Annotated in this window: 21 protein-coding genes; 2 read left to right on the top strand and 19 right to left on the bottom strand. The window is 46.2% G+C overall.

The annotated features are described in order from the left end of the window. The first annotated feature begins 73 nt into the window (after positions 1-73). A complete protein-coding gene (locus H8K32_RS07575) occupies positions 74-1,909 on the top strand; it encodes an SDR family oxidoreductase (protein ID WP_186911873.1) in 1,836 nt (611 codons plus the stop codon). On the opposite strand, the gene H8K32_RS07570 is transcribed toward H8K32_RS07575, so the two are convergent. The 5 genes from H8K32_RS07570 to H8K32_RS07550 form a co-directional block, all read right to left on the bottom strand. Further along, a complete protein-coding gene (locus tag H8K32_RS07570; protein ID WP_186911872.1) occupies positions 1,814-2,299 on the bottom strand; it encodes a cupin domain-containing protein in 486 nt (161 codons plus the stop codon). The genes H8K32_RS07575 and H8K32_RS07570 overlap by 96 nt on opposite strands. A gap of 160 nt (positions 2,300-2,459) precedes the next feature. Continuing rightward, positions 2,460-2,858 carry a hypothetical protein gene (locus H8K32_RS07565; protein ID WP_186911871.1) on the bottom strand — a complete coding sequence of 133 codons (399 nt, stop codon included), beginning with the start codon at positions 2,856-2,858 and terminating at the stop codon, positions 2,460-2,462. A gap of 113 nt (positions 2,859-2,971) precedes the next feature. Beyond that, positions 2,972-4,423 carry an alpha/beta hydrolase family protein gene (locus H8K32_RS07560; RefSeq protein WP_186911870.1) on the bottom strand — a complete coding sequence of 484 codons (1,452 nt, stop codon included), beginning with the start codon at positions 4,421-4,423 and terminating at the stop codon, positions 2,972-2,974. 104 nt (positions 4,424-4,527) lie between these two features. After that, positions 4,528-4,971 (bottom strand): acyl-CoA thioesterase, encoded by a 444-nt coding sequence (locus tag H8K32_RS07555; protein WP_246447182.1) that lies wholly within the window; start codon positions 4,969-4,971, stop codon positions 4,528-4,530. Further along, positions 4,968-5,744, bottom strand: coding sequence for an SDR family oxidoreductase (locus H8K32_RS07550; protein ID WP_186911869.1), 777 nt, complete (start codon positions 5,742-5,744; stop codon positions 4,968-4,970). The genes H8K32_RS07555 and H8K32_RS07550 overlap by 4 nt, the downstream gene beginning before the upstream one ends. A 345-nt stretch (positions 5,745-6,089) precedes the next feature. Between H8K32_RS07550 and H8K32_RS07545 the strand changes: the two genes are divergently transcribed. Then, positions 6,090-7,718, top strand: coding sequence for an electron transfer flavoprotein-ubiquinone oxidoreductase (locus tag H8K32_RS07545; RefSeq protein ID WP_390312769.1), 1,629 nt, complete (start codon positions 6,090-6,092; stop codon positions 7,716-7,718). Between the two features lie 98 nt (positions 7,719-7,816). Here H8K32_RS07545 and H8K32_RS07540 read toward each other — a convergent pair whose 3' ends face one another. From H8K32_RS07540 to H8K32_RS07475, 14 genes are all read right to left on the bottom strand, one after another. Continuing rightward, positions 7,817-8,383: an NUDIX domain-containing protein gene (locus tag H8K32_RS07540; RefSeq protein WP_186911867.1), complete on the bottom strand. Its 567-nt coding sequence runs from the start codon at positions 8,381-8,383 to the stop codon at positions 7,817-7,819. Then, positions 8,376-8,687: a DUF2818 family protein gene (locus H8K32_RS07535; protein WP_186911866.1), complete on the bottom strand. Its 312-nt coding sequence runs from the start codon at positions 8,685-8,687 to the stop codon at positions 8,376-8,378. Before H8K32_RS07535 ends, H8K32_RS07540 begins: the two co-directional genes overlap by 8 nt. Before the next feature lie 20 nt (positions 8,688-8,707). Continuing rightward, complete coding sequence (gene nuoN, locus H8K32_RS07530; protein ID WP_390312741.1) at positions 8,708-10,204, bottom strand: NADH-quinone oxidoreductase subunit NuoN; 1,497 nt, start codon at positions 10,202-10,204, stop codon at positions 8,708-8,710. 66 nt (positions 10,205-10,270) lie between these two features. Then, positions 10,271-11,764 carry an NADH-quinone oxidoreductase subunit M gene (locus tag H8K32_RS07525; protein WP_186911865.1) on the bottom strand — a complete coding sequence of 498 codons (1,494 nt, stop codon included), beginning with the start codon at positions 11,762-11,764 and terminating at the stop codon, positions 10,271-10,273. A 26-nt stretch (positions 11,765-11,790) separates the two neighbouring features. Then, positions 11,791-13,866 (bottom strand): NADH-quinone oxidoreductase subunit L, encoded by a 2,076-nt coding sequence (gene nuoL / locus H8K32_RS07520; RefSeq protein WP_186911864.1) that lies wholly within the window; start codon positions 13,864-13,866, stop codon positions 11,791-11,793. An 82-nt stretch (positions 13,867-13,948) separates the two neighbouring features. Then, positions 13,949-14,257: an NADH-quinone oxidoreductase subunit NuoK gene (gene nuoK / locus H8K32_RS07515; RefSeq protein ID WP_186911863.1), complete on the bottom strand. Its 309-nt coding sequence runs from the start codon at positions 14,255-14,257 to the stop codon at positions 13,949-13,951. 1 nt (position 14,258) lies between these two features. Further along, entirely contained in the window at positions 14,259-14,891 is a 633-nt protein-coding gene (locus H8K32_RS07510; RefSeq protein WP_186911862.1) for an NADH-quinone oxidoreductase subunit J, read from the bottom strand. Positions 14,892-14,907: 16 nt separating this feature from the next. Continuing rightward, entirely contained in the window at positions 14,908-15,396 is a 489-nt protein-coding gene (gene nuoI / locus H8K32_RS07505; RefSeq protein ID WP_186911861.1) for an NADH-quinone oxidoreductase subunit NuoI, read from the bottom strand. 13 nt (positions 15,397-15,409) lie between these two features. Further along, on the bottom strand, positions 15,410-16,474 hold the full coding sequence (gene nuoH, locus H8K32_RS07500; RefSeq protein ID WP_186911860.1) for an NADH-quinone oxidoreductase subunit NuoH: 1,065 nt from the start codon (positions 16,472-16,474) through the stop codon (positions 15,410-15,412). Continuing rightward, positions 16,474-18,777, bottom strand: coding sequence for an NADH-quinone oxidoreductase subunit NuoG (gene nuoG / locus H8K32_RS07495; protein WP_186911859.1), 2,304 nt, complete (start codon positions 18,775-18,777; stop codon positions 16,474-16,476). The genes nuoH and nuoG overlap by 1 nt, the downstream gene beginning before the upstream one ends. 32 nt (positions 18,778-18,809) lie before the next feature. Then, positions 18,810-20,105: an NADH-quinone oxidoreductase subunit NuoF gene (nuoF, locus tag H8K32_RS07490; protein ID WP_186911858.1), complete on the bottom strand. Its 1,296-nt coding sequence runs from the start codon at positions 20,103-20,105 to the stop codon at positions 18,810-18,812. After that, positions 20,105-20,593 (bottom strand): NADH-quinone oxidoreductase subunit NuoE, encoded by a 489-nt coding sequence (gene nuoE / locus H8K32_RS07485; RefSeq protein ID WP_186911857.1) that lies wholly within the window; start codon positions 20,591-20,593, stop codon positions 20,105-20,107. The genes nuoF and nuoE overlap by 1 nt, the downstream gene beginning before the upstream one ends. 35 nt (positions 20,594-20,628) lie before the next feature. Then, positions 20,629-21,882: an NADH-quinone oxidoreductase subunit D gene (locus H8K32_RS07480; protein ID WP_186911856.1), complete on the bottom strand. Its 1,254-nt coding sequence runs from the start codon at positions 21,880-21,882 to the stop codon at positions 20,629-20,631. Next, positions 21,882-22,478 carry an NADH-quinone oxidoreductase subunit C gene (locus H8K32_RS07475; RefSeq protein ID WP_186911855.1) on the bottom strand — a complete coding sequence of 199 codons (597 nt, stop codon included), beginning with the start codon at positions 22,476-22,478 and terminating at the stop codon, positions 21,882-21,884. The genes H8K32_RS07480 and H8K32_RS07475 overlap by 1 nt, the downstream gene beginning before the upstream one ends. Positions 22,479-22,506 lie beyond the last annotated feature (28 nt).

The raw sequence follows: 22,506 nt of genomic DNA, 5'->3' as shown, positions 1-22,506 counted from the left end.
TCGAAGAACGAACTTGTCAGTATAGCTGCAGTTTCGCAGCGCAAACCTCAGGCGTACTAATCCGGTGAAAGCAATGAAAATAATTATTCTGGGCGGTTATGGTGTCTTCGGTGGAAGGCTGTGCGAGTTATTAGCACCTAACGATCAAATTGAAATTTATGTCGCGGGCAGGTCTCTAAACAAAGCGCAGATGTTCTGCTCCACACAATCTGGATCTGCCAGATTCATTCCATGGAGAATTGACCGTGACAACAATTTAACCGATCAAATTCAGCATGTCAGTGCCGATCTATTAATCGATGCCTCCGGTCCTTTTCAGATTTATGGCGACGACCCATACAGAGTTGTCAAGGCGTGTATTACAGCAAAAATTAACTATATGGATTTTGCCGATGGGGCGGAATTTGTAGATGGAATTACTCAATTTGACTCACAAGCGAAACAATCAAATCTTTTTTTATTATCAGGTGTAAGTAGCTTCCCTGTACTGACCGCGGCCGTAGTACGTCATCTTTCGTCAGATTGGGAAAGAGTTAAGAGTATCCAGGGAGGCATCGCACCGTCTCCATATGCCATTGTTGGGGCAAATGTAATTAAAGCCATCTCCGCCTATGCAGGCCAATCAATCCAGACGATTGAGGATGGTAAAAAAATCACGGCATACGGTTTTACTGAATCACGCCACTATACGATTAGTCCGCCCGGCAAACTTCCATTACAGAGCACACGATTTTCTCTAGTTGATGTTCCTGATTTAAAAGTACTTCCTAAAATATGGACAGAGTTAGATTCTATTTGGATGGGAGCTGGCCCTACACCAGAAATTTTATTGCGATTGCTTAACGCATTTTCGTACTTAGTGAAATTTCGGATACTCCCATCATTAATTTTCTTTGCCCCACTATTTCACTTCGTGATCACCCATGCGCGCTGGGGCGAACATCGTGGCGGCATGTTTGTTGAAATATCAGGTGAATCTAAAGATGGCTTGCCATCAACAAGATCATGGCATTTGTTAGCTGAAGAAAACGACGGCCCGTATATTCCTTGCATGGCGCTTGAAGCAATTGTTTTGCGGCTATTGCGCCAACACCCTCCTTCCAATGGCGCCCGGCCAGCAACAACCGAACTCGAGCTATCCGATTACGAGACATTATTTTTAAAGCGTAATATTTATACTGGCCTAAGAGAATCAGAAAAAGCTAAACCCGGGCTATCAATATTCAAAAAAGTGCTTGGTAGTGCAGCAAGTGATTTACCTGTCGCAATTGAAAAATTACATGCAGCAACATCCGGTTCAAAGTTTGTCGGAACAGCCTCGGTTATCAGAGGTAAAAATATACTATCCCGATTAATCGCAAATAGCTTCGGATTTCCAAAGGCTGGAAAAGGAATTCCAATAGAATTCACGATCGAAAAAAAAGATGGCAAAGAGTATTGGACGAGACAGTTTGGAGAGAAGAAATTCACCAGCATCATTGCATGCGGTTCTGGACGACTAGAGCACTTGATTTGTGAGCAATTTGGGCCATTCAAGTTTGGAATTGCCCTTGTTTTGGACAACGGACAACTTCACTATATTGTGAGAAACTGGTATTTCTTGACACTGCGATTGCCACAGATACTGTGCCCACGAGGAGAAAGCTATGAATATGTTGACGAAGACACCTTTCACTTCAATGTTGAGATTAAAGTCGCAGTCATTGGCTTGATAGTCCGCTACAAAGGTTATTTGATCGATACAAGCAGCAGAATTATCAACAGCGATCGATCCAAGACGTCACCCGTTGCAACGTTAAATAAAATCCACCACTCATCCGGAAGGCACTTCGTCTTTCCAATAATCCAGCGCATCGTCAGTATGTGTCATGTGACGCAAACTACCACCAAACGCACCAACTTTTTTTGAGTCGGGGTATTCACACACTTCAGCTGGCATCATTGTGCTGACAGAGAGATAGGCGAGATCAGCATCAGAATCGTTAAGGATTTGGTGCGCAGTTTCTGGTCCGCCGGTTGGACAACAAATCACATCGCCTTCACGAATTTTTCTGGTTTCATCGCCGTAACGCAACGTTCCGGAACCCTTCACGATGAAGAACATTTCTTCTTCCGCACGATGACTGTGAAAAGGACAAGAGGACTTTCCGGGTGGCACGATATCATAAGAGTAGCCCAAATCTTTCGCTCCCAGCAGTTGTCCAATCCGAATAAAATGACTCTCAAACTTGTCAGCTTTTTTGAAATGTTCCAGCTTCAAATCACCGATGTTGGCTACTTTTGAATTGATTACGCTCATTGATTTAAGTCTCCAAGACATAGGGCTGATGAGTCAATCGAAGGGTTTGAGTTTAGCAAGATGGGGACGCCATGCCAATCCTTACACAATTACAACGCGGGTTGTACAGGTTCTAAAAAAACGCTCATTTAGGTTCAATATTCGTGTCTTCAGTTATACATTATCGCGACAATATGAGCGGCAGTTGCTGACCTTGCGTCCAAGTACCAATCCATGCATTAGTCTTATCATCCCATTTTGCATCGAATGTCCCCTTGACTGCATTGACCGATAAAAATAGATGTTCAGCGGAGACATCGAGTTTGTCGACTGGCATCACCGCATGTCCTTGATCCACACTTTCAAGAACGGCTGTGTATTCACCTGAAGCAGATTTTTTGACATGCAAAACAAGGTGTAATGCACCAGCCAAAGTACCACTCCAGTCACCTTCAAATTTTTGGTTGTTTGCAGTTTTTTCTGCTGAAGATTCGCCACTCAGACCTGCAAAACCCGCTTGGGACATGCAAGTCACGATGGTGAGTGCCGCCCCTACAAGGAATTTAATTGATGCTTTCATAAAATAGTTTTCCTATTTGTTAAAAACGTCGTACTGTAAGAATAAGAGTGGAGAGAGTAATCTACCAAAGCTAGCAAATTAATAGACGTGTTATTTAATTCAAGCCAATAAAATCATCGCTTTGATTTTGCATGATCAGATACCCATTCGCCAATGACGTTCAAAGCCTCAGAGTTCATGGTTTCCTCAATCTGTGCGTATTCTGCCGGTGCTCCCGTATTTGCGACCTGAAACAAGTGGTTAAGATGAGCCAGCTCCTTTATCGTCACCTCTTTGTTTTCGCTCAAGGCTAGTCGCATCGCAGCCAGATTAGATTTAGCCGGAACCTGCAAATCAAGTGATCCGTTAAGAGCAAGCACCGGAACTTTTATCTGACGAAGTACTGGAACTGGATCGTAGCTTAGAAAGTAACGCATCCACGGCGTCGTAAGCCCTGACAGGGCGGTCGCTTTAATTTGTTCCGCGTTACCAAATATTTTATGTTCTTCAACAGCTTTATCAAATATAGTCGCGGCCATTAATTTTGCCTCAGACTCATTCTTTGACTCTGCAATTGCTTTAAATAATTCCTCGTTCACTTCGCGACCAATCACCGCACGCTCTGCCGGAACACCCGATGCTTTTTCTATCAGGTATATTTGTTCTGCCAAGAGTTTATCTCCCGGTATAGCGGGGCCCGCCAACAGAACGATAAAACTAACTTGTGGATCGTGAGCGGCAACAACAGGGGCAATCAGTCCCCCTTCAGAATGGCCAAGTAAGCCGATACGCTTTGGATCAACATCTGCCCTGCTAAGTAAATACCGGACAGCTGCCGCAGCATCGGAGATAAATTCGGCTGAGGTAGCAGATTTATAATCGCCGCTCGATTGCGCGACCCCGCGTTTATCATAGCGGAGTACAGCGATACCACGTTTATTCAGATAGTCGGCCAACACATAAAAAAATCGATGTCCAGCAACTACTTCTTCTCGCGTATGCGGGCCTGATCCAGCAATGAAAATGACAGTGGAAAAGGGCCCCGCTCCCTTTGGGGCACTAAACGTGCCAGCTAATTTAACACCCGCACTACCCCCATCGAAGGTTACGATCTGTTGCGCATACGCTGAAGGCGCTGCATCAATAGCATCTTCCTGAGGGCGGCTTAATTTGGGGATAATGCCATTTGATCGTGCTAATGTCAGTGGCATTGCCTGATCTTGTTTCCAGGTTCCCACCCAAGCTTTAGTTTTAGCATTCCATGTGGCATCGAATGATCCATGAACAGCATTCACAATAAAATCGAGGTGCTCAGAGGTTACATTCATACTATCAACCGGAATCATGGCATGCCCTTGGTCTACGCTTTCTAAGACCGATGCGTATTCACCAGACGGTGACTTTTTGACGTGTAAAATAAGACGCAGAGTACCTGCCAAGGTCCCTCCCCAATCGCCCGCCATATTCTGACTGACCGATGCCGCCTCAACTTTAGTATTTTGAGTAAGCTCAGCAGCACTCGTCTGCACACCGCCAAGCTGCAAAGCAAACACCAATATGAAAGGGATTTTGAATGGCACTGACATAGAATGAGTTCTCTTTGCAAAAAATCATCCTACAACAGCAAAATTGGCAAATCAATATTAATTTGAAGTCATGACGCTTAAACGAGACTGTATGCGAGCTCAGATTATCGGCGACGTTTTTGTTCGCTTTTGAATTCAGCAAATGTCTGCTTGATGACTTCAGGCAAAACAACGGATTTTTCTGTCACAGCATCAACCCACACTACTTTAGCGCCGCCCTCAGCATAAAGAGAATAGCCATCACCGACCGAACGCATTTCTTGCGTTGTTTCAAAACTCGTCCGTCCCATGTTGGAGATATACGTACACACTTCTACTTGCCCCGGATATTTTAACGGCTTTTTGAATGTGCAATGCGCATTGACGATGACAGCACCATTGCCGTTCTCATCGGGCAGGCATCCCATCATCGCCAGCCATTCGATTCTGGCCTGCTCCATGTACTGAAAATACACTGTGTTATTGACATGTCCCATTGCGTCCATATCACCCCAGCGAATCGGAATGGTGACGGTGTACACCAGTTTCTTGTCACCTACCTTCATCATTGAACGCTCATCCCATCATCCGCGGTCACGATAGCGCCGTTCAAGAAACGCGATTCTTCTGCCGCCAGCAAAAGCAATAAACCATCCAGATCTTCAGGCGCGCCAACGCGCTTGCGTGGCAGCATTTCGATCAGCTTTTGACCTTGCTCAGTTTCAAAATACTCTTCGTTAATTTCTGTCGCAATATAGCCAGGGCAAATCGCATTGACATTGATACCGTATTTTCCCCATTCGACTGCCATAGCTTTCGTCATATGAACGACAGCAGCTTTACTCATACAGTAAATGCCGATCTGCGGTAACACGCGCAAGCCAGCGACCGAAGCAATATTAATGATGCGGTGTTGCTTTCTCGAATCACCTTTGTGTCTGGCAATCATACGCTTAGCGGCTTCTTGGGCAACGAAAAATGCACCGCGCTGATTGGTATCCATGACATACGCATAATCGTCTGGCGTAACATCAACCAGACGTTGCGTCGTCGACACACCAGAATTATTAATCAGAATATCGATAGGGCCTGCTTCGGTCTCCGCATGGGCAATTGCCGACTTAATGCTCGAGTAATCCGTTACATCAAGTGCGACCACGTGTGCAGCACCACCTTCTGCTTCAATCTCTGCCCGCAATTCTTTGAGCCTATCGATACGGCGCGATGCCAGCACTACTTGTGCACCGGCCTGAGCTAACACCTTTGCAAAACGGGCACCTAAGCCACTGGAAGCGCCGGTAATCAGCGCAATCTTGCCTTCAAAGTTGACTTCTATGCCCATCAGTATCTCCGCGAAAAATGATTAATAGCCTGCATTCTGTGTCACTTGCTATGATGACATACAGATCATGCTTGTGTTGTATGGATTTTAGCTCTATCTGCATTTTTAGGGCTATTTCAACAGTAAATATCGCTAAATTGATGCATAGCAAAGCACCGTCTGCGATAATTCGAATATTGAGAAGCAGCCAGTTGGTGAGCTTCTTCTAATCAGAAACTTGCAGATTAAGATGACGGCAGATAATATGCTGAAGATAATTTAGCACGTTCGTTCGAAAATATTTCCAGAAAGTGATTACCTCCCATGACCCAAAACATTCTTGAACAATACGGTCCACGCGACACCATGGAATACGATGTCGTTATTGTGGGTGGTGGGCCTGCAGGTTTATCTGCGGCGATTAAGTTAAAAAAACTAGCAGCAGAAAAAGGCTCTGAGGTGTCCGTGTGCGTCCTTGAAAAAGGCGGCGAGCTTGGCGCGCATATCCTGTCTGGTGCAGTTATGGATCCGCAGGCACTGACCGAACTCATTCCAAACTGGAAAGAACTCGGCGCACCGCTCAATACGCCAGTAACAGAAGATCGCTTCTTGTTTCTGACCGAAACTAAAGCACACAAAACACCAAACTGGATGTTGCCACAGTGCTTCCAAAACCATGGCAATTTCGTTATTTCTCTGGCGAATGTCGTACGTTGGTTAGGGCAGCAAGCTGAAGCATTGGGCGTAGAAATTTTCCCAGGATTCCCTGCGGCAGAAATTTTGTATAACGACGACGGTTCTGTGAAAGGTGTCGCCACTGGAAATATGGGTGTCAATCGTGAAGGCGAACCTGGCCCTGCATTTCAGTTGGGGATGGAATTGCATGCCAAATACACTTTGTTTGCGGAAGGTGCCCGTGGCCACCTTGGTAAGCAACTGATTGCTAAATATGATCTAAACAAAGGTAAAGATCCACAGACTTATGGCATTGGTATTAAAGAATTGTGGGAAATCGATCCAGCGAAACATCAGCCTGGTCTGGTCATCCACTCCGCTGGTTGGCCTTTAGATGCAGATACCTACGGTGGCTCCTTCTTGTATCACCTGGAAAATAATCAGGTGGCAGTGGGTTACGTCGTTGGTCTCGGTTACGAAAACCCTTACCTGTCACCATACGAAGAGTTTCAGCGCTATAAGACACATCCAGAAATTCGCAAATTCTTTGAAGGCGGTAAACGTATCGCTTACGGTGCGCGCGCGATTACTGCTGGTGGCTTACAATCTTTACCTAAACTGACTTTCCCTGGTGGCGCCTTGATCGGTTGTGATGCTGGTTTCTTAAATGCCAGCCGCATCAAAGGTAGCCATGCCGCGATCAAAACCGGCATGCTGGCCGCGGATGCGGTATTTGCGGCCTTGGGTGAAAATCGTCAATACGATGAAATTACTGCCTACAGCGCAGCGTTCGAAGCATCATGGTTGCATGAAGAATTGCACAAAGCGCGCAACTTTAAGCCATGGATGAGTAAAGGTTTGTACCTCGGCACTTTGATGGTCGGCATCGATCAAGTGGTCTTCGGCGGTAAAGCACCTTGGACTCTGCGCCATACCCATGCTGATCACGAATGTCTGCGCCCTGCTTCTGAGTTCCAGCCTATCGTTTATCCAAAGCCGGATGGCAAGCTGACGTTTGATCGTTTATCTTCTGTTTTCATTTCGAACACCAATCATGCTGAAGATCAGCCTATCCACCTGACATTAAAAAATGCCAATGTTCCAGTGGATGTAAATCTGGCTAAATACGCAGGCCCGGAAGCACGTTACTGCCCTGCAGGTGTATACGAGTTCATGAAGACGGATGACGGCAAAGACCGCTTGCAGATCAACTCGCAAAACTGTGTTCACTGCAAAACTTGCGATATTAAAGACCCAACCCAGAATATCGTATGGGTAACACCTGAAGGTGGTGGCGGTCCTAATTATCCGAATATGTAATATTGGTTTTGCTAAAACAAAAGCCGCTGAAATATTCCAGCGGCTTTTTTATTAGGTCAGGGTTGATTCACCGTTAATCGGTTTAAATAAGCTTCAAACTACCATTGCTGTTTCAGGATTTTTTCCAACCAGAACGTACCTATGACCGTTTTCACATCAGTGATCTTGCCCTCACGTACCCAATCCAGCAGCTCAGATTGGGTAGCTACGAATGTTTCCAGGAACTCTTCCTCGTCCAATCTCGCCTCACCCGCCGTCAAGCCTTGTGCCAGATAGATTTCAAGATGCTCATCGGCATAAGCGATGGCATTATGAATGGTGCAAACATGCCGCCAACTTTGTGCAGTGTAGCCTGTTTCTTCTTTCAACTCGCGTTGTGCGCAGATCAATTTATCTTCGCCTGGGTCAATTTTACCGGCAGGAAATTCAATAAATACTCTGTCCAAAGGATAGCGAAATTGTCTTTCCATCAGAACGGTACCGTCATCAAATAAAGGAATGATGACGACCGCACCAGGGTGTCTTATGTATTCACGCGTTGCCTGCTTACCATCTGGGAGGGTAATTCGGTCCTTCTGAACCTGAAGAAAATCTCCGTCGTAGGCCAGAACACCATCTATTTTATGTTCGCGCAAATGGCTGTCTGTTAAATCTATTTCAGACATGATCGCGCCTCAAATAACGATATACAAAACCGGGAAAGCCCAAGACAATGAACAGGCAAAAACTGATTGCATAGAATTCCCATCCTTGCGGGAACGCATTGCCAGCATTACGTTCAAGCGCAAAACCGAATTCACCGACAAACACATAAAGCACGATGATCTCGACGATGCGCAGCCAAAAAGGCTTAACCAAAGAAAAACGCTGTATCGCAAACAAGGCGAAACAGCGCTCATTGATGAATGGCAGGTTGGCAGCCAATACTGCCAACACTACCACCAACCACACAGATGCAGAGCTACTCAAAAGATTCAACCTTTTCCATCTTACGATGCAAGTGTCTTAACAATTGCATTTAGACATGCAGTCATCAAACCGCCCGGCATGACGCCTAATACAAGTACAGCAATACCATTCAAGCTCAAGATCATGCGAACATCAAAGCTAGGATTGATGATTGCACTATCCGAAGGCTCATCGAAGTACATTAATTTCACCACGCGCAGGTAATAGAAAGTACCAATCAGAGAGAACAATACTGCAACCAGTGCGAGCCAGATCTGCCCACTTGCAATTACGGATTGCAACACGGACAATTTTGCGTAAAAACCCATCATTGGAGGAATACCAGCCAATGAGAACATCAATAACAACATGACCAATGCAAACCATGGGGAACGCCTGTTGAGACCTTTCAAATCTTCGAGATTTTCTGCTTCGAAGCCAGAACGTGACAACAACATAATCACACCGAAAGTACCTAGTGTCGTCAAGACGTAGGTAATACTGTAAAACATCGACGCACTATAGGCATCAGCAGCCATACTGGTGTTGCCGTTCACAACGCCAGACAACAATCCTAGCAACATGAAACCCATTTGAGAAATGGTGGAGTACGCCAGCATGCGCTTCAAATTTGTCTGCGCAATTGCCGTGAGGTTACCGATAGCCATGGACAATACAGCCAGTACAACCAGCATTTGTTGCCAATCAACTGCCTGGGAGAACAAACCTTCGACCAACAAACGGAAGGTAATTGCAAACGCTGCCAATTTTGGCGCACCGCCCAACAACAAGGTAACTGCAGTTGGAGAACCTTGATAAACGTCAGGCACCCACATGTGGAAAGGCACAACACCTAGTTTGAACGCCAGGCCAGCAACCAGGAACACGATACCAAACACAAGAATCGTTTTATTAGCGATTGGGGATGCTGCAGCTTTTGCAACTTCAGACAAATCCAACGAACCAGTGGCACCGTACAACATCGAAATACCGTACAACATGAAACCAGAAGCTAAAGCACCCAGAATAAAGTACTTCATCGCTGCTTCCGTAGATACCGTGTGATCGCGGCGCAAAGCAACCAATGCGTACAGCGACAAGGACATCAATTCCAGGCCCAAGTAAATAATCAGGAAATTATTTCCTGAGATCATAATCATTTGACCAAGTAAGGCGAACAAAGCAAGAACGTAAAATTCTCCGCCCAATTTGCCGTTAGTCATACCTCTGTCTGTAACGTATTGACGAGAGTAAATAAGCGTCATACCCACCGCGACGTAGGAGAACATCTTCAGCAGCATAGACATAGGATCAGACACAAACATGTTATTGCTAACGTAGGTCGATCCTCCGCTATTTGCCGTCGCTAAGGTCAGAGCCCCGCACACAAACAACGCGACAATACTCATGACATAAGTCACGTTACGCTTGCTGTCCGCCAAAAACATATCGACCAGCAAAATTGCACAGGTCGCCAGCAGCAAAAATATTTCAGGATAAAGTGGTGTGAAGTTCATATTATTCAGTTCTACTAGCATTGATCTGCTATCACACGATTTGCGAATCGAAAACCGTGTGACGGGCTTGCTTGTCTATATCCTTAATTAGAGTGGCAACTTAGACACAGCCACATGCTTCAAAAGATCACTTACTGAGACTTGCATCGCATCAGTAAATGGTGCTGGATACAGCCCCATTGCAATGACTGCAATCGCTAAAACACCCAGCATAAAAAACTCGCGCTTATTGATATCACTTAAGTGAGCAACATGGTCATTCGTAATTTTACCGAATACAACACGTTTAACCATCCACAAAGAGTAAGCTGCACCAAAAATCAAGGCCGTAGCAGCCAGCATACCAATCCAGAAATTAAATTGAACTGCGCCCAAAATCACCATGAACTCACCAACGAAACCCGACGTCGCAGGCAAACCGCAGTTAGCCATGGAGAACAATACAAACAATGCAGCAAACTTAGGCATTTTGTTAACCACGCCACCGTAGTCGACGATTTGACGTGAGTGTACGCGGTCATACAGTACACCAATACACAAGAACATTGCCCCGGAAATAAAACCGTGGGAAATCATCTGCACAATTGCGCCTTGCATGGACATCGCGTTAAACATGAAGAAGCCCAGAGTAACGAAACCCATATGCGCAATGGAAGAATACGCAACCAGCTTTTTCATGTCAGCCTGTACCAAAGCTACTAAGCCAATATAGATTACCGCGATCAAAGACAACGTGATCATGAAACCGGCCATGTAATGGCTTGCATCAGGAGCGATTGGCAAGGAGAAGCGCAAGAAACCATAAGCGCCCAATTTCAACATGATCGCTGCCAACACAACAGAACCACCGGTAGGCGCTTCCACGTGAGCATCTGGCAACCATGTATGTACTGGCCACATTGGTACTTTCACTGCAAACGCCATCAGGAAAGCACAGAAGATCATGATTTGTTCTGACATGCTCAACGGCAGTTTGTGCCAATCAAGAATATCGAAAGAATGACCTGCTTTGTTGTACAGATAAATGATGGCAACCAGTGTTAACAAAGAACCGAGCAAGGTGTACAAGAAGAACTTGAACGCTGCATACACGCGATTCGGGCCGCCCCAGATACCCACAATGATGTACATAGGAATCAAAGTTGCTTCGAAGAACACGTAGAACAGCATGCCGTCCAACGCTGAAAATACACCGATCATTAGTCCAGACAAGATCAGGAACGCACCCATATACTGAGCAACTTGCTTCTCAATTACCTGCCATGCAGCGATCACCACGATCACGGTAATGAACGCTGTCAAAGGGATTAGCCACAGAGAGATACCATCAATTCCCAATGAGTAAAAAACGTTAAATTTTTCTATCCACGCGAATTTTTCAACAAATTGCATGCCATGCGCATTGTTATCAAAATGGGTAATCAAAGGCAAAGTTACCAAAAAGCTTGCCAGAGAACCGATAAGCGAAACACCGCGCACCAGACCGGGATTTTCATCCCGACCGAAAGCTAATACAAAGAGGCCAAACGCGATCGGACACCAAATCGCCAGGCTGAGTAAGGAGGAAGTTGACTGCATCATGATTATATTTTTATAGCCGAGGTCACTTATTTAGCAAAAGGGAATGGCATGAAGTACACAAGGAACCCCAGAACACCCAAAATCATTACAAAAGCATAGTGATAGATATAACCACTTTGGAACAAACGAATGCCACGCGAGAACCAACCTACTAACTTCGCGCTACCATTTACCACCAAACCATCAATCAAACCTTTGTCACCGATGTTCCACAATCCGCCACCCAACACGCGAGCACCGCCTGCGAATACGATTTCATTGAATTTATCCATGTAGTACTTGTTATCAAGCAGATTGTAGATAGCGCTTGAATGCTTCTTGATTGCCGTCGGAATCGCCGGTTTCACCATGTAGAAGAAATACGAAGTAACCACACCAGCCAAGGCCAACCAGAACGGCAAAGACGTAAATGCATGGACGGCCATCGCTACTGGACCATGGAATTCATCTTTCAATTCTTCCATTGCTTTGTGAGCTTCATTGACAGTAATCACTTTTTCAAAGAATGCGCCAAACAACATAGGTTCAATCGCGATAAAACCAATAATCACAGATGGAATTGCCAGCATCACCAATGGGAACCAGACCACGAATGGAGACTCGTGCGGTTTTTGTCCTGGTGCGAGGCCGTGGTGCTCATCATGATCCGCGTGATCGTCGTGGGCATGACTGTCGTGTGCCTTGTGATCGTGTGCATGAGGATCGTGGCCATGAGCATGTCCAAAGTTTTCTTTACCGTGGAACACCAGGAAGTACATACGGAAAGAGTAGAACGCCGTTACAAAAACACCAGCCAAGGTGGCAAACTGAGCAAAACCAGCACCGGTCAGATGTGAAGCTTGCACAGCATCAATAATGCTATCTTTGGAGTAGAAACCTGAGAAGAAAGGTGTACCGATCAGAGCCAGGGAACCTATCAAAGAAGTGATCCACGTAATAGGCATGTATTTACGCAAGCCCCCCATATTGCGAATGTCTTGATCGTGATGCATTCCGATGATCACAGAACCAGCCGCTAAGAACAACAACGCTTTGAAAAACGCATGTGTCATTAAGTGGAATACAGCAACCGAGTAGGCGGAAGCGCCGAGTGCGACAGTCATGTAACCCAACTGCGACAAAGTCGAATAAGCAACCACACGTTTGATATCGTTTTGGATAATCCCAAGGAAACCCATAAATAAGGCCGTGATAGAACCTATCACCAGAATGAATGACAAGGCGGTATCAGACAATTCAAACAACGGGGACATACGGGAAACCATGAAAATACCAGCAGTCACCATCGTCGCCGCGTGAATCAGCGCAGAAATTGGAGTTGGACCTTCCATCGAATCTGGCAACCAAACGTGCAGTGGAAACTGCGCCGACTTACCCATTGCACCGATGAAGAGGCATATACAGGCAACGGTAATCAACATCCAGTTCGTTCCAGGCAACAGCAGTTTTGCTAATTCTTCTTTCTTCGCGAAGACTTCTGCGTAGTTCATAGAACCAGCATAAGCCAGAATCAGACCAATACCGAGAATGAAGCCAAAGTCACCAACACGGTTGACTAAGAAAGCTTTCATATTCGCGTAAATTGCTGTTGGCTTGGTGTACCAGAAACCAATCAACAGATATGACACCAGACCCACTGCTTCCCAACCGAAGAACAGTTGCAAGAAGTTGTTGCTCATCACCAGCATCAACATCGAAAACGTGAACAGGGAAATGTATGAGAAGAAGCGATTGTAACCTTCATCTTCAGCCATATAACCTATAGTGTAGATATGAACCATCAGTGAAACGAAGGTCACCACACACATCATCATTGCTGTCAGATTATCGACCAGAAAGCCTACTTCCAGCTTCAAACCTGCCACCTGCATCCATTGATACAAAGTAGCGTTGTAAATTGGCGCGCCATCAATCAACGCATTTAAGGTCATGCATGAAATGATGAAAGCAACCAATACGCCAAGTATTGTTGCCGTATGTGAGACTTTACGTCCCACGACGTTACCGAAGAACTTGGTGCCCAACAAACCCGCAATGGCAGATCCTGCCAATGGTGCCAGAGGTACAGCCAATAATAGTTGTGGGTTAAGTTGCCCCGCCATGATGACCCTTTTGTTAGCTTGTTACTTTTTTTAAATCGCCAGCGAATGAGGGGTTGTTGCTCACCACAACAACCCATCCACATTATCCCTTGAGTGCGTCCAGATCTTCAACGTTAATCGTATCCAGGCTACGGAACATGACTACGAGAATCGCTAAACCGATTGCGGACTCAGCAGCCGCCACCGTCAGAATGAAGAACACGAAAATTTGTCCCGCTGCGTCTCCTAAATAATGAGAAAACGCGATGAAATTAATGTTCACTGCGAGCAACATCAATTCGATTGCCATGAGCAGCACAATAATATTTTTGCGATTCAAAAAAATACCAACAATTGATATCGCGAATAAAATGGCACCCAGAACCAGGTAATGCGTCAATGTCAAAGCCATATTAGTTCCCCTGCTTTTCTGTTGCTGCAAGAGTCACACGGTCAGACTCTGCTTTCATCTTCACAATACGTACCCGATCTTTGCTTTGTACCTTGACCGCTTGTGCTGGATCAACATACTTACTGTCTTTACGACGACGCAAAGTCAAAGCCACTGCTGCCACAATCGCCAGTAACAAAATTGCCGCTGCAACTTCAAACGCTAATTGGTAATGTGTAAAAATAACCAGACCCAGATTTTTAGTATCACCAATATTGCCGGAGTCACCGTGAATCTGTCTGCCGACAGTCAGGAAACCGCGCCACAACACCGCCGACATTTCCAACACCACCACCACACCAACTGTCAACGCCAATGGAAAGTGACTCCAGAATCCCGCACGCAACTTGTCGAGATCGATATCAAGCATCATCACTACGAACAAGAACAAGACCATGACGGCGCCAACATAAACCAACACCAGAACGATGGCCAGAAACTCTGCTTTGAGCAACATCCAGATACCGGATGCGGTAAAAAATGCGAGCACCAGAAACAGTGCCGAATGCACAGGATTACGCGCTGTAATCACCTGCGTCGCAGCGAGAATCAAAATCGCTGCAAATACATAAAATAATGCGGTTGTAAATTCCATATCGAAACCGTTCCAATTATCGGTAAGCTGCGTCAGCTTCACGAGCTGCCGCAATTTGTGTTTCGTAGCGATCGCCTACGGCTAACAACATCTCTTTTGTAAAATACAGATCGCCGCGTTTCTCGCCGTGGTATTCCAGAACATGTGTCTCAACGATAGAGTCAACCGGGCATGATTCTTCGCAGAAACCGCAGAAAATACATTTAGTTAAGTCAATATCGTAGCGAGTAGTACGGCGGGAACCGTCAGCACGTTGATCGGATTCAATCGTGATTGCCATCGCAGGACAAACCGCCTCACACAATTTACATGCAATACAACGCTCTTCACCATTCGGGTAGCGCCGTAAAGCATGCAATCCACGAAACCGTGGGGATTGCGGTGTTTTTTCTTCCGGAAATTGGACAGTAATTTTGCGAGCGAACATATAGCGACCGGTCAATGCCAATCCCTTAATCAATTCGCGCAGCATCAGGCTGCCAAAAAAATCTTTAATTGCTTCCATTTTCTTCAGCCTCTTACTTCCAAATATTCCACGGCGTTTGCATCCACGCTGCGACAAACACCAAATACACTAAAGTCAGGGGGATAAATACTTTCCAGCCCAAACGCATGATCTGGTCATAGCGATAGCGTGGGAAAGATGCACGTGCCCAGATGAACATGGAAACCACAACAAAAGTCTTGATACCGAGCCAGATCCAACCCGGGATAAAGTCCAGGAAACTAAATGGTGACGACCAGCCGCCAAGGAACATCAACGATGCCATCGCAGAAATCAAAATCATGTTCGCGTATTCAGCCAGGAAGAACATGGCAAACGACATACCAGAGTACTCAACCATGTGACCTGCAACGATCTCAGATTCACCTTCTACCACGTCGAATGGGTGACGATTCGTTTCAGCGATACCAGAAATGACATACACAACAAAAATCGGCAACAACGGCAACCAGTTCCAAGACAAGAAATTCAGACCCATGTGCGCGAAGTAGCCTTTAGACTGGCCATTAACGATATCAGTAAGATTCAAACTACCGGACACCATCAATACGATGACCAGAGCAAAGCCCATGGCAATTTCATAGGAAACCATCTGTGCGGAAGCGCGCATTGCACCTAGGAATGCATACTTAGAGTTAGAAGCCCAACCCGCGATGATAATACCGTAGACTTCCATCGAAGTAATTGCCATTACCAACAGCAAACCAGCATTAACGTTTGCCAATACTGTTTCTGGTCCGAAAGGAATCACAGACCAGGCAGCTAAAGCCGGCATAATCGTCATGATTGGCGCCAAGATAAACAACACTTTGTTAGCTTTTGCCGGAACGATAATTTCTTTTAACAGCAGTTTCACCGCATCGGCGATCGGTTGCAGCAAGCCAGCGGGACCAACGCGATTAGGGCCAAGACGGATATGCATCCAGCCAATCATTTTACGTTCCCACAGCGTGAGGTAAGCAACACAGCCCATCACTGGCAGGGTAATAGCAACGATTTTAATCAGGGTCCAGATTAAAGGCCATAAATAGCCAAACGTACCCTGCCCCACGCTTTCAATAGTGAGCAGCAAACTCATTACGCACGCTCCACAGTAATTGCACCAAACATGCCGTCAAGATTGCTGGTCGTTTCATGACCTGCCGCTACCCGGACTACATTTTCAGGAAGAGATTGATCAACACCAACATTCAACAAGATTGAACCACCTTTCGTGAACTTGACCATATCGCCGTTGCTGACACCCAATTTTTGCGCCAAGCCAGCACTAATCCATGCCAGCGTTGCTTGAGCATCTGCCGTTTTTTGCAGTGATTCTGCGCGACGAACAATGCCATCAGTGCTGTAAATCGACACGTCTGTCAAACGTTCCAGACCAGTTCCAGCAGTGCTGAGCGTTGGTGCAGCGGATGTCAGATTGTTCAAACGTGAAACGATATCCGCTTGACCTAATACCTCATCACGAATACTTTCAGCAGTTTCGTAGTCGAATTTTCCCAGCCCCAACAAATTGCCTAAGACGCGCAAGACTTTCCACGCCGGACGAGTATCACCTAAAGGTTTTACCACACCGTGGAAACTTTGCGGACGACCTTCGCAGTTCACAAACGTACCAGACGTTTCTGTGAAAGGTGATACAGGCAACAGTACGTCAGCGTATTCTGCGCCGTGTTTGAACGGTGACATGACAACCACCATATCAGCTTGCGCCAAGGCGGCTTTTGCTTGTACCGGATGCGCAGAATCCAACATTGGTTCAGCGTGCAATACGATGTAAGCTTTTTTAGCTTCAGCGAAAACTGGCTTTGCAGAGGTAGCCGGAATCGCATTCGCGAGGTAGCCACCTACAGTGTTCGCTGCTTCGGTCAAATATCCGAAAGTTGCGTCTGCATTTTTGGCAATCCACTGCACCAGCGCGTGCAATTTCGCTGCTTCTGGATGGTAGGACGCGGTGTTACCCAAAAACACACCTGCATCCCCTGCGATCAGGCTATCAGCGATTTTTGATGCAACTTCAGTTGCATTAACACCTTCAAAACCAGCAGGAGCCGCCACTTCCTTTTTAGCGGCAACTGCAACCGCTACTTCAGCGAGGAAAGAAACCCATGCGGATGGTGCCAGAATTGCTTTGTTAGTCAGCTTCATCAACTGATCATCGTCACTGGAATTCAAGACGCTTAATTTGGTGCCCAATTTTACGGATTGACGCAAACGTGCAGCCAGAACTGGGTGATCTTTACGCAAGAAAGAACCGACGATAAAGACGTTTTTTAATTTTCCAAACTGGCTGATCGATGTACCCAACCAAGGCTTGATCTGACCATTCAAACTGAAGTCAGATTCGCGCAGACGGAAATCAACATTATCAGAGCCCAGACCGCGCACGACGCGTTGCAGCAAAGATAATTCTTCAAGCGTGGAATGTGGCGCCGCAACCGCTGCGATGGCCTCAGCACCGTGCTCATGTTTTACATTGCGCAGACCGTGAGCGACGTATTCGAGTGCAGTTTGCCAATCAGTTTCTTGCCATTGACCGCCTTGTTTGATCATGGGCTTAGTCAAACGCTCAGAACTATTCAAGGCTTCGTAAGAGAAACGATCCTTATCAGAAATCCAGCATTCATTCACATCTTCGTTTTCCATCGGCACAACGCGCATGACCTTGCCGTTCTTGACCTGAACGATCAGGTTAGAACCAAGGGCATCATGTGCACTAACGGATTTACGACGAGACAATTCCCATGTGCGGGCTGAGTAACGGAATGGCTTAGACGTCAATGCGCCTACTGGGCACAGATCGATCATATTGCCAGACAATTCGGAATCAACTGTCTGACCGACAAACGATGTGATTTCAGAGTGTTCGCCACGATTAAGCATGCCGAGCTCCATCACCCCAGCGATTTCCTGACCGAAACGTACGCAACGTGTGCAATGAATGCAACGACTCATTTCTTCCATTGAAACCAGCGGCCCCACATCTTTGTGGAACACCACGCGTTTTTCTTCTTCGTAGCGTGAAGCTGTAGCACCGTAGCCGACAGCCAGATCTTGCAATTGGCACTCACCACCTTGATCGCAAATCGGGCAATCCAGTGGGTGATTAATCAGCAAGAATTCCATTACCGCTTTTTGTGCTTTCACCGCTTTATCGCTGGATGAACGTACGATCATCCCAGGCGTTACTGGTGTCGCGCAAGCTGGCAATGGCTTAGGTGCTTTTTCAACCTCAACCAGACACATGCGGCAGTTCGCCGCAATAGATAATTTTTTGTGATAGCAAAAATGAGGGATGTATGTGCCAAGTTTATTGGCCGCATCCATCACCATACTACCCTCTAGGACTTCGACTTTTTTGCCGTCTATTTCGATTTCAACCATGGTCTACTCTAAGTGTGCTAACCGAATCTGGCTTACAGGTAAGTGGGAACCAAGCAATGCTTATGCTCGATGTGATATTCAAATTCTTCGCGGAAATTCTTGATAAATGCACGAACTGGCATTGCAGCGGCATCACCCAAAGCGCAAATCGTTTTGCCTTGAATGTTGTCAGCAATAGAGTTCAACATATCCAGATCTTCAGGACGCCCCTGACCGTGCTCAATACGATGAACCATACGATACAACCAGCCAGTACCTTCACGGCAAGGCGTACATTGACCACAAGACTCTTCAAAATAGAAGTAAGACAAGCGCAACAATGATTTGACCATGCAACGTGTTTCATCCATCACGATCACAGCACCTGAACCCAGCATAGAACCGGCTTTGGCGATGGAATCGTAATCCATATCGGTGGCCATCATCACGTCACCAGTCAATACTGGCATTGAAGAACCACCTGGAATAACCGCTTTAATTTTCTTACCATCGCGCATGCCGCCAGCTAATTCGAGCAGTGTAGCAAACGGTGTTCCCATTGGAACTTCGTAGTTACCTGGTTTAGCAACGTCACCGGACATAGAAAAAATTTTAGTACCGCCATTGTTTGGCTTACCCAAGGCAGCGTATTTCTCGCCACCCATTGCCAATACAAACGGAACAGCAGCAAAAGTCTCTGTGTTATTGATGGTTGTCGGCTTACCGTACAGACCAAAACTTGCCGGGAAAGGTGGCTTGAAGCGTGGCTGACCTTTTTTTCCTTCGAGTGATTCGAGCAAGGCTGTTTCTTCACCACATATATACGCACCATAACCATGGAATGCATGCAATTGGAAAGAAAAATCAGAGCCTGCAATCTTGTCACCTAACATACCAGCAGCGCGCGCCTCTTCAATCGCTTCTTCAAAGCGATCATAGTCAGCAAAAATTTCGCCGTGAATGTAGTTATAGCCAACTGTGATGCCCATCGCGTACGCACCAATGGCCATACCTTCGATCAAAGCATGCGGGTTATAGCGAATGATGTCGCGATCTTTAAATGTACCTGGTTCGCCTTCGTCGGTATTACATACCAGATATTTTTGACCTGGAAACTGACGTGGCATGAAGCTCCACTTCAAGCCAGTCGGGAAGCCAGCTCCACCGCGACCACGCAGTGAAGATGCTTTCAACTCAGCTATTACCTGCTCTGGCGGAATTTTTTCCGACAAAATACGTTTCAGAGATTCGTAACCACCACGGGCTACGTAATCTTGCAGATGCCAGTTTTTGCCATCCAGACCAGCCAGAATCAAAGGCTTAATATGGCGATTATGCAGACTCGTCATTATTTACCCGCCTCTTTCAGTTCGCTTACCAGACCATCAATCTTATCGTTCGACATCAGGCTGCACATACGCTTGTTATTGACCAGCATGACCGGCGCATCACCACACGCGCCCATACATTCGCCCTCAACCAAAGTAAATTGGCCGTCCGCTGTCGTTTCTTTGTAATCGATACCCAGTTTTTGCTTTAAGTGCAGCGCAGCGCGCTCACCGCCAGACAAAGCACATGGCAGATTAGTACATACGGAAATCTTGAACTTGCCCACAGGTTTCGTGTTGTACATATTATAGAAGGTTGCCACCTCTTGAACCGCGACCGCAGGCATACCGATGTAATCTGCCAAAGTCTGCATGACCTCTGGAGATACCCAACCGGTTTCGTCCTGAGCAATAGCCAACGCCGCCATGACGGCAGATTGCCGTTGGTCAGTCGGGAACTTTGCAAGTTCGCGATCAATTTTTTTAAATGCCTGCTCTGATAACACCATAGCCAATGCCTCGAATCAACGCCAGTCAGCGTCTTTTATCTATCAATCTCACCAAACACAATATCCTGAGTACCGATGATAGTTACAGCATCAGCAATCATGTGACCCTTTGCCATCTCGTCCAGACCCTGCAAATGCGCATAACCTGGCGCACGGATCTTCAGACGATATGGTTTATTCGCGCCATCGGACATCAAATAAATACCAAATTCACCTTTCGGATGTTCAACCGCTGCATAGGCTTCGCCAGCAGGAACATGAAAACCTTCAGTGAACAATTTGAAGTGATGGATTAATGCTTCCATATTCGACTTCATATCCACGCGATGTGGTGGCGTCACTTTGTGATTTTCAGAAATCACAGGACCCGGATTGTTTCTCAGCCACTCTACGCATTGCTTGATGATACGATTTGATTGGCGCATTTCTTCAACACGCACCAAATAACGATCATAGCAATCACCATTCACGCCAACCGGAATATCAAAATCAAGCAAATCGTAAATTTCGTAAGGCTGCTTTTTACGCAAATCCCATTCAATGCCTGAACCACGCAACATTGGCCCAGTAAAGCCTTTTGCCAAAGCACGTTCAGGACTGACCACACCAATACCAACCAAACGCTGTTTCCAGATACGGTTATCAGTCAGCAGGGTTTCGTATTCATCAACATAGCCTGGGAAGCGGTTTGTGAAATCCTCAATAAAATCGAGCAGGGAACCATGGCGATTTTCATTCATTTCACGCATCACTTTGGCATTTTTTAACGCCGAAGTTGTGAACTGCGGCATTTTTTCCGGCAGATCACGGTACACACCACCTGGACGATAGTAAGCCGCATGCAAACGTGCGCCTGAGACCGCTTCATAGCAATCCATCAAATCTTCACGTTCGCGGAATGCATACAAAAACACCGCCATCGCACCAACGTCGAGAGCATGGGCGCCGATCCACATCAAGTGATTCAGAACACGTGTAATTTCATCAAACATGACGCGAATGTATTGAGCACGCATAGGAACTTCAAGCCCTAGCATTTTCTCAATCGCCATCACGTAGGCGTGCTCATTGGACATCATCGACACGTAGTCGAGCCTATCCATGTAAGGAACGGATTGCAGAAAAGTTTTTTGTTCAGCCAGCTTTTCAGTTGCACGATGCAACAACCCAATATGCGGATCCGCACGCTGAATCACTTCGCCATCCAACTCCAACACCAAACGCAAAACCCCATGCGCGGCCGGATGTTGAGGACCAAAGTTGAGGGTATAGTTCTTAATTTCGGCCATTATTTGATCCCGTAATTTTCTTCACGAATGATACGCGGCGTATTTTCACGCGGTTCTATCGTCACAGGCTGATACACAACACGCTTTTGCTCCGCGTCGTAGCGCATTTCAACGTAGCCAGACACTGGAAAATCTTTACGGAACGGGTGACCAATAAAACCATAATCAGTCAGAATTCGACGCAAATCATTGTGTCCGTCAAACAAAATACCAAACAAATCAAAAGCTTCGCGCTCGTACCAGTTGGCAGCATTCCAGATATTTACCAGAGAAGGAATCACTGGCATTTCATCATCTGCAGCAAACACACGTACGCGCAAACGGCAATTATTCTTCACAGACAGCAAATGAGAAACGGCCGCAAAACGCGCACCTTCCCAAGCACCGTCACCGTAAGCAGAATAATCCACACCGCAAAGATCGATTAGTTCTTCAAAATGGGTATCAGGATGATCGCGCAAATCACGCATCACCTGCAAATACTCTAATGGCGAAACGACCACAGTCAATTCGCCCAAAGCATTTTTTAACTCGATAATACGATCACCTAAGACGGCTTTGACCGCAATCTCAAGTTTTTCTAATTTAGTTGTCATATTTAACGGCTGCCTTAGCATTCACGCG

Source organism: Cognatundibacterium jejuense (assembly GCF_014284255.1).
Taxonomy (GTDB): domain Bacteria; phylum Pseudomonadota; class Gammaproteobacteria; order Burkholderiales; family Burkholderiaceae_D; genus Undibacterium; species Undibacterium jejuense.
This window is presented reverse-complemented; position numbering and strand designations above follow the sequence as displayed.

Coding starts and splice junctions, on each gene's coding strand:
- H8K32_RS07575 (WP_186911873.1), top strand. CDS start 74: ATGAAAATAATTATTCTGGGCGGTTATGGTGTCTTCGGTGGAAGGCTG.
- H8K32_RS07570 (WP_186911872.1), bottom strand. CDS start 2,299: ATGAGCGTAATCAATTCAAAAGTAGCCAACATCGGTGATTTGAAGCTG.
- H8K32_RS07565 (WP_186911871.1), bottom strand. CDS start 2,858: ATGAAAGCATCAATTAAATTCCTTGTAGGGGCGGCACTCACCATCGTG.
- H8K32_RS07560 (WP_186911870.1), bottom strand. CDS start 4,423: ATGTCAGTGCCATTCAAAATCCCTTTCATATTGGTGTTTGCTTTGCAG.
- H8K32_RS07555 (WP_246447182.1), bottom strand. CDS start 4,971: ATGATGAAGGTAGGTGACAAGAAACTGGTGTACACCGTCACCATTCCG.
- H8K32_RS07550 (WP_186911869.1), bottom strand. CDS start 5,744: ATGGGCATAGAAGTCAACTTTGAAGGCAAGATTGCGCTGATTACCGGC.
- H8K32_RS07545 (WP_390312769.1), top strand. CDS start 6,090: ATGGAATACGATGTCGTTATTGTGGGTGGTGGGCCTGCAGGTTTATCT.
- H8K32_RS07540 (WP_186911867.1), bottom strand. CDS start 8,383: ATGTCTGAAATAGATTTAACAGACAGCCATTTGCGCGAACATAAAATA.
- nuoN (WP_390312741.1), bottom strand. CDS start 10,204: ATGCTAGTAGAACTGAATAATATGAACTTCACACCACTTTATCCTGAA.
- H8K32_RS07525 (WP_186911865.1), bottom strand. CDS start 11,764: ATGATGCAGTCAACTTCCTCCTTACTCAGCCTGGCGATTTGGTGTCCG.
- nuoL (WP_186911864.1), bottom strand. CDS start 13,866: ATGGCGGGGCAACTTAACCCACAACTATTATTGGCTGTACCTCTGGCA.
- nuoK (WP_186911863.1), bottom strand. CDS start 14,257: ATGGCTTTGACATTGACGCATTACCTGGTTCTGGGTGCCATTTTATTC.
- H8K32_RS07510 (WP_186911862.1), bottom strand. CDS start 14,891: ATGGAATTTACAACCGCATTATTTTATGTATTTGCAGCGATTTTGATT.
- nuoI (WP_186911861.1), bottom strand. CDS start 15,396: ATGGAAGCAATTAAAGATTTTTTTGGCAGCCTGATGCTGCGCGAATTG.
- nuoH (WP_186911860.1), bottom strand. CDS start 16,474: ATGAGTTTGCTGCTCACTATTGAAAGCGTGGGGCAGGGTACGTTTGGC.
- nuoG (WP_186911859.1), bottom strand. CDS start 18,777: ATGGTTGAAATCGAAATAGACGGCAAAAAAGTCGAAGTCCTAGAGGGT.
- nuoF (WP_186911858.1), bottom strand. CDS start 20,105: ATGACGAGTCTGCATAATCGCCATATTAAGCCTTTGATTCTGGCTGGT.
- nuoE (WP_186911857.1), bottom strand. CDS start 20,593: ATGGTGTTATCAGAGCAGGCATTTAAAAAAATTGATCGCGAACTTGCA.
- H8K32_RS07480 (WP_186911856.1), bottom strand. CDS start 21,882: ATGGCCGAAATTAAGAACTATACCCTCAACTTTGGTCCTCAACATCCG.
- H8K32_RS07475 (WP_186911855.1), bottom strand. CDS start 22,478: ATGACAACTAAATTAGAAAAACTTGAGATTGCGGTCAAAGCCGTCTTA.